The sequence below is a fragment of the Flavobacterium sp. AJR genome (genome assembly GCF_002156885.1).
Lineage (GTDB): Bacteria > Bacteroidota > Bacteroidia > Flavobacteriales > Flavobacteriaceae > Flavobacterium.
Genome location: NZ_NCWQ01000025.1, coordinates 42,018 through 54,123, shown reverse-complemented (window position 1 = coordinate 54,123; position 12,106 = coordinate 42,018). Strand labels below are relative to the sequence as shown.

Sequence of the window (12,106 nt, the reverse complement as noted above, 5' to 3'; positions counted from 1 at the left end):
GTTCTTCCTGCAAAAAGAAATAATTGCGCAAACAGAATTAAATAAATAAAATGAATGTTTTGATTTTGTATCCCTACATCGACAATACTCTGGGTAAGAAATGGAAAAATTAGCTGTAATAAACTACTAGCTAATAAACTTATACTTAACTGGATTAGGAATGATTTATATCGCAAGACATATTGCGATAATAGTCCAAATCCTAAACCCTTTTTATCTTCTTTATCAAATTCTGATTGAAAGAATCTCGGAGTGGCTTCTAATAATAATGCAATCCCTTCCTGAGTAGAATCATCAGCATTATTACCTATCCAAAACTTAATAAAATCTTTCTGGTTATATTCTATCAATCCAAAGGCTGGATCAGAAATATAATAAACCCCTCTCTTAATTTTATAAAGCACAACATAGTGATTTTTATTCCAATGCAGAATACAAGGCAAACTAATTTCTTGCATTGATATAATGGAAAGTTTTACTCCTAAAGTTCTAAAGCCAATATTTTCGGCAGCATCGCTTAATTTTAATAAATTGCTCCCAACTCGAGTAGTTTCAGCTTTATCCCTTAGTAATTGTATATCTATATTTTTTCCGCAGAACTTAGAAATTATTTTTAAACAAGTTGGCCCACAATCTTTTATATCAACTTGCTTGTAAAACGGAAAATCAGTCATTTATTATTTTTTTTGAGTACGGTTTTGAGAATTATTAATATCACTGCGTTTGATTTAAATCAATTAAATCTTCAATAAAGAAATCCAAATCTGCGATTTCATATAAATCTGACGGGAATAAATGATTGTTAATGACTATGGCAGGCGTGAAATTAATTTCATTTTGATTACACCATTCTTTTTCAATTATAAAACCTTCCGATTTCTCTAATAGGGTATCTTTGGTTTCTTCTGAAATCCATTTATCTTTATCATTACATTCAAACATACCATTCATTTTTTCTAGAAAAACGTTCTCCCCTTTTAATTTGTAAATGTTGAGAAGATAATTAGAGATTAAGAATTCAACATCATTTACATCATCATAAAAAAGGTAGAACCGTATTGTTAAAGTGATTTCATCGTAATGTTTTTGAATAATTTCATTTAAAATAAGATGTGTTTTTCCACATTCATCACATAAAGGATTTATTACTATTGTAATATTTAATTTAGAATCTTTGTTACCAACGACTATCTCTTCAATTTCAGAATCAAATAAGGTTAAAACTTTACTACTGCTTAACGCCGAATGAAATAAACTAAAATTTTGTTTAAATTTATTGTGCTTAATTTTGATGTCTTTTAACTCTTGTCTTAAATAAACTTGTTTTTTGTAATAGTTAAAACCGATGCATGAAAATAAAGACATAACTAGAAATGTATAAATAGATTCAATATTAAATTGTAATGCTCTATTTGATACATCCCCATTCGTTATAACTATTTGAATTAATAATATTGTAATAATTATCATGCATAAAGGACACCATTTTTTAAGCACCCTTAATTGATAAAACAAGGAATAAAAAATTAGAGGTATTGTTAAAATATTTAATATAGTTAGCAGCCCACTACTGTTAATATCGAAATATTTCATCATACATGTAGTTATTGCCAAAGAGAAAAAGTAGACTAAACTAAGATCACTTAGTTTAATTTTTTTAAAAATTACTCCTCCTTTAGAATTTACAACTTCCTCGCAATTACTTTTTTTAAATGGTGTACAAATTTTATTTATGATGTGAAATTTATATCCTACTTCACTTGAATAAATAAGATAACTTATAAATAAACCAAAAAGGCTGAGGATAAAATGATAAAAACAATATAATGAAGGATTAAGTTTTATGAAAAAATAAACCAAAAAAATAAAAAATGAATAATACATGAATGCTTTAAAACTAAAAACGACCTTATTATAAAGAAATGGCAGGTAAGATTCTTTATCATCAATCAAAATAACCAAAGAGCACCAATGATCAAAAAACTCTTGATAACTGACAGTTCTACTTACGCTTTTGCTGAACCTAATTTCAATACTATCTGATTTATTCTTTGCTATAACCAATGTATTTTTGTTTTGCAAATCCACAACCATAGTTAGAAAAGTATCGGGTAATTCGTCTAGTCCTATTTTATTTTTTTCAATCTCATAAATTGAGCTTCTAATTTTTAGCAAATCTAAAATTTGAATAATTGAAACAATCCCAGGAAAATTAGAATTACTCAAAAGATTTATCTCTAAATAATCTTCATCAATATAGATGTTAGCATTCTCTAAATAGGTCTTAGTCAAATACAAAAAGTTGCTAATCTCATTATTCATATTACTATCCAATTGTTTTAATCCTTTTATATGAGTTTATTTCCATCTGTATTAATATAACAAGAATATATCGCTCCAGTCTGCTCTTTTATATTTTAAGGATAGTAATACTAATCCAACACCGCAGATTCCATTTAAAAGATTTTCCTTATCAATTGTATAGGTTTTATCTAAATCCTGACGAAATTTAGGGTAATAAATTGGAGTGTTAATGCTTAATTGTGTATCAATATTTTTTAGTAATTCCATTTCCCAATAGACTAAACTATCTTCAATACTCTGGCTCGGAAGTAATTCATTAAACTTGTAGAGAAAATAAGAAATACCTGAGATACCATGACAAAAGCCAGTATCAAAAAAAGAATAGTCATTAAAATGAACTAATCCTGAATCGCTAATTCCTCTATTTAAAATTAGATTAATCATTTCCTTTGATTCCTCTTCGACTTTTTTGCTTTTTAGCACTTTACTTGTATACATCAAAGCATATGCAATACCTAAATCACCGTAACACCATGCTAATCTAGAATGCGAATTTAATTTTTTGGATATTGGATAGCATACACCATAAGATGACATGTTTGGCACTTTATTCTTAAATTTTTTGAAGCTTCTTAAAATTCCATTAATCATTTTTATAATTAGGGGATTTTGATACCCCAATTCTTTGAGGCGAAGTAAAAAAAGTAGTATACTTGGCAATCCATGAGCCAGTCCTAGATTTACTTTTTCACTATCTAATTCATGCCAGTAAATTAAGCCATTAATCTCAACTTTTGTCTCATATAGTTTTTCAACTATTCCATTTACTAACTCTACTACAAATAGTTCTTTACATCTATCTGAGTTTATTAAATATTGTATTTTTCCAATACTTCCATAAAGTAAATCATAATTATTATTGGTAATATTTAATCTTATAGACTGAATTAAGTAAGAATCTAAATCGTCAATAAGCTCTTCACTTTCAATGATATTGCATTTTTTCAAATAATGTATTACCCAGCCAATTCCATCAAAACCTTCCAAAAGACCAGTAGGCAATTCGAAATCAGAAAAAACCTCGAAGAGTTTATCTAATAATATAAGTGATTTTTGTTTATAAATATTTTCTCCAGAATAGTTGTAATAAGTTGCAAAAAACAAGAGAGCTCCCAAGTCTTGTTCAATGACAGGATTTTGCATTTTTACAGCTTTATTATAAAGCACTTCTTCAATTTGGGAAAGAATAATCTCGATGTTTTTCATTTTATTCCTTTGTATAAATGGTTGTTAACTTTTACATTAACAACCATTTGTATATTAAACGAAAACTACAAATTAGCAGTTACCTCCAACAGTTCCTGCTGATATGTCAATTCTTCCTGAATCGCAACAATCTTTACCTCTAGCAGAACCTCTTGCACAACTTGCAAGACAGAATCCCTCTGGTCCACCACCATTAATTTTTTTCATTTCTGCTTGGTTTAACGCAGAAATAGTTTTCTTGTTTAAATTTAATTTTTTCATTATAAAATGTATTAAAATAATTGCCTACTCTAAGTCAGGATTTTCGGCTTACTCCTATGCTTTTTTGTTTATATCAAACTTATTCCTAGCTAATTTTCCATCATAATACCTAAACAAGAAATCGTATAAAATCCACTCATGTATTCTTTGTTTAGTTTGAAAAAGTCGATTGCAATGCATATGAATAAAACTATCAATTGTATTATTAAAACTAAATGATGAATCAACAGAATTTCCTTTATCGACAATACTTTTTATAAAATCTCTACTTAATTCTGTATGTTGAGCCATAATTATGTCAAAGTAGTCATCGCTATTTTCAAGAGTTGAAATTATCAAAGCCCTAGATTCTCTATACTTTTCATTTAATTGTTTATTCGTATATTTATTTGCTCCAAATTCTAATGAAAAACCATTTTTTAGAGATTCAAATAACCTTCTCTTTTCAGATAAATTAAATCCACAATCATTTAAAAAGACATCAATATATTTCATTCCCAGAAGCCATTTCTCTTTAGTATCCTCAGTATATTCAATAAGCTTCAAACTAAAATCACTGTTCAAATAAAAAAGTGATTCTGATTCTTCGATGGTATAAGTTCCATACCGTTCAAGTTCTCTTTTATAAGTGTCAATTTGAACTTTATGAATCGCTTTAGTATCCATATGAAACTTTAATTCATGATATAATAGTTCATTAATTTCTGTAATATATCTTGTGTTTTTAATGTGAAAGCGCACGCGTAAATGGGGCTCAGGATCAGCATAACGAATAAAGAACCATTTGTCAATGTAATTTCGATCTATGAAAATCTCTATTAAAGGTTTTAAGATGTTTATCAAAAATGTATCACTGGTCTTATCCCCTAAATAAAACTTGTAGTACATCCATTCACTGCCTAAAATGAAATTTCTTGTGATATTATTTTTCAAAATATTGCACGCTTATTAGTTTTTGTAAAAGGAAAAAATTAGCTCATTCGTAAACGAATAGTTATTTCTTTTAACAGCAGAGTTATTAGTGTCAAATAGAAATTCTTTTAAAACTATTGAATCCCTTCTTTTAATTATCGAAATGAACATTTCAATATATAAGTCGTTTTCCAAATTGATTAATAATTCGTTATCACCATCTGCTAATAGTACTTTATTTGGTATTTTTTTTAATCTGAAGTAATCTTTAACTGAATCGATGGTTCTCATTTTAGTAAGGTCTGCTTTTCGTATTTTCCATTCCCCTAATGAGATAATAATATTCTTATAGACAACTCTTGGGAGAAAATCTTTATCTTTAATCGTTGTACTCCATTTAAAATTAATTGCCTTTCTTTGATCCTGTGTTTGCATATCACACAAAAAATTATAAATAGGTAAGGAATTATGTGAATAATTATGAGCATTTGACAGCATTGGTTTCACCTCCTTGTTTAATTTCTTTGATTTCAAAATAACCTTACTATTCCTCACTGATACATATAGATCATTTACCGATATTTGATTTTCTATATCCAAAGTACTACTTGCTAAATATGGTATTTCATAATCCCTTACAGAAGACCTGTGAATTATATTTCCTGTTCTTGATTCTGGTAAATGAACAATTTCAGCCAAAACAATATTCTCATTTATTCTATTTTCAGAATCCATTATATTATCTACATACCCTTTGAAAGTATCACTTAAGTAACTGAACCTTCCCAATAATCTTGAAGCAGAAGAACCACTGGCAAAATCCAAATAAACTAAAGGCATTTCTGGATTTTCGATAGAAAAAATGCTAGTCATTACCGATATTGTACTTGGTAAGTCACTCCAGTCTTCTTTCAAATCTTTTAAATCTTCGTCTGTTATTTCAATAAGCATCTTTTTGTCTTCAATCGCTCTGATATATTTATTAAAAACAATTTCATCAATTACACTCCATTTATATTCTGCACTTTGTAATTGATTACTATAATTAATAAATAAATCATCTATTAAAGGGGATACAACACCACTGTTATTAATGCTATTTCCATATCCAATCCCTGTTTCGGTGTCAAGTGCTATACTAAGTGGGATTTCTTCAGTTTCATATCTCGAATGAAAAGCCATTTTAAAATTCTCTAAATTTTCATTTCTTTGAAAATCAGTCAGCTTATTAATAACCTTAAGCCCCTCATTTACAGAATTTAATATACTTTGGTGAATTGAATTTTCTTTACAGCTTATCAATAAATCTTTTTGTATTAAATATTTTTCATTTGCATTTTTGTTTTTTAATAATAATAACTTATTCAGCTCTTTGTATAAATCAAGAAATGATGAGTTGCCTCCATTGTCGATTTGCAATAAAATACCTCTAGTCTTTTTTGCCCACTCACTCCAATCATCATCTGCGTGATTGAAAAAATTAGCTGTGATCTTTTCAAAAAAATCAATTCCTGTAACACTTGGATTTAATGAACTTACCAAAACCTGGTTATCAATTAATTGATGAATAAAATCTAATCCAACTTCTAGTGTGATGTCATCTTCGACAATTGATTGAGCCAGAGAAGTAATTGTAGCTCCATTTTTAGCTATCGCTATGATTCTATCTATGTACTCTGAATTATCTATTGAGATTGTAAAATGTTTTCTTTCAGAATTTATATACGTATATTCCACATATCTTAATTCGGCACCTATTTTGTATAAGCTTGTATTTGGATAATAAGTGAGATTCTCTCTAATTTCCAAATCAAGTTCTATATTCTGAATAAGAGAACATAAATAATTCATATCTATCCTTGATTTTTTAACATGAGAGACATATTCATTGACCTCTATTTTATTAGTCAATCCAATTGAACCAATAGAACAGCCACTAAATAATCCAAAGGGAGTACATCTGTATCCCATCCTTGAAATGTATTTTAGCAATGCATTTTCAATTCTTTTAGGATTCTCCATTTTGCCTCCATTAAGATATTTTATCATTTCGCTATGAAGTTCATGCGATGCGATGTAAATAGCTTCAGATATAAATGGAATTTGCAATAACTCTTTTAAAGTTTCAACTGATAAAGTTTCAACTTCATTCATCGTCAATAATGGAGTTCTCAATATAAACTCATTAAAAGGACTGTAGATTATTTGTTTTTTCATTACAATAACTATATTACTGAACCTTTTTAATCCAAATTATGATTTGATCTAGAGCTAAACTATCTATTTCATATAAATGAAAGTTCATTCCTTTTATCTCCTCTTGAGTCAAATAGTGATTAAGATTATTAAAAAGTTTTATTTCAATATTTTGATTGTTAAAACTTTTCAAAAGATTTATATTGGATATTGGATCAACTGATTTATCGTTACTCCCAATTATATAAAATGTAGCTATCTTAAGATTTTTATAAGTTTCTTCGTAATCCTTTTTTAACAGATCCAGGGATGCAGGAAAAGAAATATACCACTCAAATTGTTTTTTCTTATACCCCTTTTCACTTAATGAAATCTTGATTTTTTCTCTTAATAATTCATTAGTGTCACTTTTATATTCCCTAACGATTTCATGGATTAAACCCATGACCTTGAGTTTTGTTTCCAAATCAGAAAATTGAAGATTCTTCTCTTGTAAATTCGTTCCCATTTGCAATTGATATTTTAAAAAGGCACCATGCTTCTCAACAGGAGTTGCCCATTGGATTAAAAAATCAACATCCATTCCTTTTTCTATTGCCCCAATACTTGCTAAACCTCCTTCACTATGCGCAATTACACCAATTTTTTTATCCTTTAAAGATGATATCTCTCTGATACAATTCATTGCAAAAAAAACATCATTTATCTTATCTGATATACAATAAGAAACTGTATTATATTTACCCTCAGATTTTCCAACCCCTCTTTCGTCATATCTAAAAACAGCAATATTATTCTTTAACAATTCCTCTGCTAAAACATAATGACTGTTTCTAGTATCTTTACCTGAACCAGGTATGATAACTACTACCTTATTAAACGCTGTTTTAGGACAAATTAAAGTTCCATAAAGTTTTATTTTTTCGTCTGTCTGTTGAATCTCAATTTCAGTAGAATCGTATTTTTCTATATCTGCTATTTTTTTCTCGTACTCAAAAATATCTTGTGAATATCCCGATGTGTAAAGAAATATTAATACCATTAAAGTTTGTATTTTCATGAAATAATCCGCGTTTTAGTCATTAATATAGGTTTCAAAATAAACTGAGAATATGAGTACTTTTTTAAAGACAGTAAAATGATGAAATAAATCTATTTTGCAATATCTACTTCAAACTTTGATTATCTAAGGCATATTTGAAGTGCTTTTAAATATGTGATTATTCATATTAATTTTTAAGCAAAAAAAGAATATTTCATAAGATCTTAGAAATATTATATTATCATCAAATAATAAAATATTATCCTAAATTGTATAATCTTAAATAAAAATTCTATCGCACCAAGCATAAAATTTAACTCTTCACAAAAATGATACAATAGCTACTATCAAACAAGATAAAGATTGATGGGAACACTATCAGACCTTGTTTCCCTTTTTGTATATATTATAAAACTAAGTAAACCATTGATACTAAACACAACAAGAGATATAGCCATTGCCTTGTTAGGAATCAGTGCATAAAAGACATTTCTCTGTGCGTATAAGATTTTAATTTCAATATTCAATATAATATTTTGCTGAAATACAAATAATACCTATTATGATGGACATATTATGACCATCATAATAATCTAAATACATAGTACCTTTGTAAAATACCTCATCACCATTCCTTTTCTACTTAAAGAAAGAGGTGTAGATCTGGAAATGACAAAATAAATGAAAAGAAAGTCTCCAACAGAACTCGAACCCTGTTTCTAGTTTTATACTGCTTCAGTATTACAATTCAAAGAGATTTGGATTTGTAGTCTGCTTCTCTAAGTTAGACAAATAACACACCAAAAATTATGGCAATGCAAACGGGAGAAAACGAACAGGCACTGAGAAAAATCTTGGACATGACAAGACTAATCAGTATTACGATTTTAGGCATTCATTTTTATTATTACTGTTATGGAGCTTTTCGTCAGTGGCACCTCGTTAGTGGATTCAGTGATACCATTATGAGCAATATTCATAATACTGGATTGTTCAGTAATTTTTACAAATCCAAACTCTTTGCGCTTTGTTTTCTGATAATTTCTTTAGTTGGTGCTAAAGGGCGAAAAAATGAAAAACTAAATTACAAAACCGCTTTTATTTATATAATTACCGGTGCCCTAATTTACTTTATAAGTCATCTTTCCTTATACCTGAAAATAGAAATAGCCCTAGCGGCAATAACCTATATTACCATTGCCTCCAGCGGTTTTCTGCTGATGCTTTCGGGAGGTACACTATTATCGCGTATTATAAAAAACAGACTCAATGATAAGGATATTTTTAATACCGAAAATGAGACCTTTCCACAAGAAGAAAGACGCTTAGAAAATGAATATTCTATCAACCTGCCAGCTCGATACCATTTAAAGGATAAGCTCAGGAACAGTTGGATAAACATCATCAATCCTTTTCGCGGATTGGTAGTTGCTGGTACTCCTGGTTCTGGAAAATCCTATTTTATTATACGTCATGTACTGACTCAGCACATCTGTAAAAAGTTCACCATGTTTGTCTATGATTTCAAATTTGATGACCTTACCCGAATAGCCTATAATGCCTGGCTTACATACAGACACCTTTATCCAAAATCACCTCAATTTTATGTTATTAATTTTGATGATCTGACTCGTTCCAATAGATGTAATCCATTGGAACCTTCTGCTATGCATGACATCACCGATGCTTCCGAATCTGCACGTACTATCTTACTAGGATTAAACAGGGAATGGATCAAGCGTCAGGGAGACTTTTTTGTAGAGTCCCCTATTAATTTTCTCTCAGCCATAATATGGTATTTGCGACAATACAAGGACGGTGAATTCTGTACACTTCCCCATGTGATAGAACTCATGCAGGTAGATTATGATAGCCTCTTTACCTTGCTTAGAACTGAAAAAGAAATTGAAGTACTCATTAATCCTTTTGTTAATGCTTACCAAAATGATGTTATGGAGCAACTCGAAGGTCAGATTGCTTCAGCGAAAATAGCAATGGCTAAACTCTCTTCTCCTCAATTATACTATGTTTTATCAGGTAATGATTTCACTTTGGACATCAATAATCCCGATGAACCTAAGATTGTCTGCATGGGAAACAACCCGCAAAAAATACAGATTTACGGAGCAGTATTATCACTATATGTAAACCGATTGGTGAAGCTTGTCAATCAAAAAGGAAAACAGAAAAGTAGTCTGATATTTGATGAATTCCCTACAATCTACCTCAACAATATGGATAGTTTAATCGCTACTGCCAGAAGCAATAAAGTAGCAACTTGTTTGGGCATTCAGGACTTTAGTCAATTGCGCAAGGACTATGGGCGAGAACAGGCAGATGTGATTATGAATATTACAGGAAACATCGTCAGCGGACAGGTTACTGGGGATACTGCCAAACAATTATCCGAACGTTTCGGAAAGATTATGCAGGATAGAGAAAGCCTCTCCATCAATAGCGGTGATACATCGATTAGCCGTTCCAAACAATTGGAATCAGCTATCCCTGTCTCTAAAATTTCATCTTTAAGTTCAGGTGAATTTGTGGGAATGGTAGCCGATGATCCAGATTGTAAAATCAAGTTAAAAATATTCCATTCTGAGATTATAAACGATCACCAGGCACTCAAAAAAGAAGAGGATGGTTATCAAGATATTCCCATTATTCGCAAAATCGATAGCACTATGGTCAAACGCAATTACTTACAAATAAAACAAGACATAGAGGATATAATTCACTCTGAAATGGATCGATTGTTCCATGACCCAAAACTCGTTCATCTGGTTATAAAGAAAAACAAGAAATAATTGAGCAAACTTGAAAATAGAAATAATAATGCAAAAACAATTTATGGACAGTACAAATCAAAAGTTAGTACTAGCATGGGAAAGATTTCAACTCGATGCATATACTATTGCTTTATTATGGCTATTCTTGCATAGTAAAATTTCCTTGTTCATCCTTCTCTTTTACCATTTCGCTATTTTCACTATGTTTGTATAGTATGATAATCTGGCATAAAATTACTATTTTATATTGCATAATCTAAACTCAAGTCAAAGCAGTATAATAGTTTTTAACTAATATACACGAAACAAACTAATATGACCGAAGAAACAAAAAATATAATTGCTATTGAAGCAGATTTATTCCATGAGTTATCTCAACTTGTTGAACATAGTCAGCGGCAAGTAATTATGCAAAACAATAGTGTTTTAACTTTACTTTTTTGGCAAATTGGATTTCGTATAAATGAAACCATACTACAGAATAAGCGTGCTGAATATGGAAAACAAATTGTGCCGACAGTGTCGGCACAATTGGAAAATAAGTATGGTAGAAATTTTACCGAAAAAAACGTAAGACGAATGCTGCGTTTCGCAGAGCAATTTAAAGACAAGCAAATTGTAGCAACATTATCACAACAATTGAGCTGGTCTCATTTTATAGAGTTATTACCTCTGAAGAAAACAGAAGCCAAATTATTCTATGCGCATCAAGTAATCGATCAGTTAATGAGTATTAGAGATTTGCGAAAACAAATTGCTGCTAAAACTTTTGAGCGTACTGCAATAGCAAATACACAGACAGTTCAAATAGAAAGCAACTTACCAAGCACCTTCAAAGATCCTTATTTATTGGATTTTCTTAATTTAGGGAATGCCTATTTGGAAAAGGATTTAGAGCAAGCAATCTTATACGATTTAGAAAAATTCATTCTCGAACTTGGCAAAGGATTTACATTTGTAGAACGTCAAAAAAGAATGATTATAGATGGTGAGGATTTTAATTTAGATTTGCTTTTTTATCATCGAAAATTAAAGCGATTAGTAGCAATAGAATTAAAATTAGGGCGGTTTCAAGCCAAGCACAAAGGACAAATGGAGTTATACCTTAAATGGTTAGATAAGTACGAAAAACAAGAAGGTGAAAAAACACCAATAGGTTTAATCCTTTGTGCCGAAAGTAGCAGAGAGCAAATAGAGTTACTTGAAATGCATAAAGACGGCATTATGGTGGCTGAATATTGGACCGATTTGCCGCCTAAAAAACAGTTTGAAGAAAAAATACACCTGCTTTTAAGTGAAGCAAAAGAAAGAATAGAAAGGAAAAAGCTGCTATAAT

9 protein-coding genes are annotated in these 12,106 nt (G+C 29.9%); 2 read left to right on the top strand and 7 right to left on the bottom strand.

The features are described 5' to 3' along the window. The 7 genes from B8T70_RS08290 to B8T70_RS08260 form a co-directional block, all read right to left on the bottom strand. Positions 1-674: cysteine peptidase family C39 domain-containing protein (locus tag B8T70_RS08290; RefSeq protein ID WP_242667442.1), on the bottom strand; the 674-nt coding region annotated here is incomplete at its 3' end. A 40-nt stretch (positions 675-714) separates the two neighbouring features. Beyond that, positions 715-2,226, bottom strand: a complete 1,512-nt coding sequence (locus tag B8T70_RS08285) for a vitamin K epoxide reductase family protein (RefSeq protein WP_165763198.1) — start codon at positions 2,224-2,226, stop codon at positions 715-717. 147 nt (positions 2,227-2,373) lie between these two features. Further along, the gene (locus B8T70_RS08280; RefSeq protein ID WP_039115016.1) at positions 2,374-3,570 is read right to left on the bottom strand and encodes a lanthionine synthetase LanC family protein; all 1,197 of its coding nucleotides are present in this window, start codon (positions 3,568-3,570) and stop codon (positions 2,374-2,376) included. Between the two features lie 72 nt (positions 3,571-3,642). Continuing rightward, the gene (locus B8T70_RS24335) at positions 3,643-3,831 is read right to left on the bottom strand and encodes a class I lanthipeptide (RefSeq protein ID WP_039115017.1); all 189 of its coding nucleotides are present in this window, start codon (positions 3,829-3,831) and stop codon (positions 3,643-3,645) included. Positions 3,832-3,885: 54 nt separating this feature from the next. Then, on the bottom strand, positions 3,886-4,764 hold the full coding sequence (locus B8T70_RS08270; protein ID WP_039115019.1) for a thiopeptide-type bacteriocin biosynthesis protein: 879 nt from the start codon (positions 4,762-4,764) through the stop codon (positions 3,886-3,888). A 15-nt stretch (positions 4,765-4,779) separates the two neighbouring features. After that, positions 4,780-6,960 (bottom strand): lantibiotic dehydratase family protein, encoded by a 2,181-nt coding sequence (locus tag B8T70_RS08265; RefSeq protein WP_039115020.1) that lies wholly within the window; start codon positions 6,958-6,960, stop codon positions 4,780-4,782. 13 nt (positions 6,961-6,973) lie between these two features. Continuing rightward, positions 6,974-7,999, bottom strand: a complete 1,026-nt coding sequence (locus B8T70_RS08260; protein WP_039115021.1) for a serine aminopeptidase domain-containing protein — start codon at positions 7,997-7,999, stop codon at positions 6,974-6,976. 797 nt (positions 8,000-8,796) lie between these two features. Between B8T70_RS08260 and mobC the strand changes: the two genes are divergently transcribed. Together mobC and B8T70_RS08250 are read left to right on the top strand one after the other, a co-directional pair. Then, the gene (gene mobC, locus B8T70_RS08255) at positions 8,797-10,788 is read left to right on the top strand and encodes a conjugal transfer protein MobC (protein WP_039115170.1); all 1,992 of its coding nucleotides are present in this window, start codon (positions 8,797-8,799) and stop codon (positions 10,786-10,788) included. A 297-nt stretch (positions 10,789-11,085) separates the two neighbouring features. Continuing rightward, positions 11,086-12,105: a YhcG family protein gene (locus B8T70_RS08250; RefSeq protein WP_039115022.1), complete on the top strand. Its 1,020-nt coding sequence runs from the start codon at positions 11,086-11,088 to the stop codon at positions 12,103-12,105. Position 12,106 lies beyond the last annotated feature (1 nt).

Excerpts from the sequence above, each read along its gene's own strand:
- B8T70_RS24335 (WP_039115017.1), bottom strand. The coding sequence starts at position 3,831 with ATGAAAAAATTAAATTTAAACAAGAAAACTATTTCTGCGTTAAACCAA.
- mobC (WP_039115170.1), top strand. The coding sequence starts at position 8,797 with ATGCAAACGGGAGAAAACGAACAGGCACTGAGAAAAATCTTGGACATG.
- B8T70_RS08250 (WP_039115022.1), top strand. The coding sequence starts at position 11,086 with ATGACCGAAGAAACAAAAAATATAATTGCTATTGAAGCAGATTTATTC.
- B8T70_RS08260 (WP_039115021.1), bottom strand. The coding sequence starts at position 7,999 with ATGAAAATACAAACTTTAATGGTATTAATATTTCTTTACACATCGGGA.
- B8T70_RS08265 (WP_039115020.1), bottom strand. The coding sequence starts at position 6,960 with ATGAAAAAACAAATAATCTACAGTCCTTTTAATGAGTTTATATTGAGA.
- B8T70_RS08280 (WP_039115016.1), bottom strand. The coding sequence starts at position 3,570 with ATGAAAAACATCGAGATTATTCTTTCCCAAATTGAAGAAGTGCTTTAT.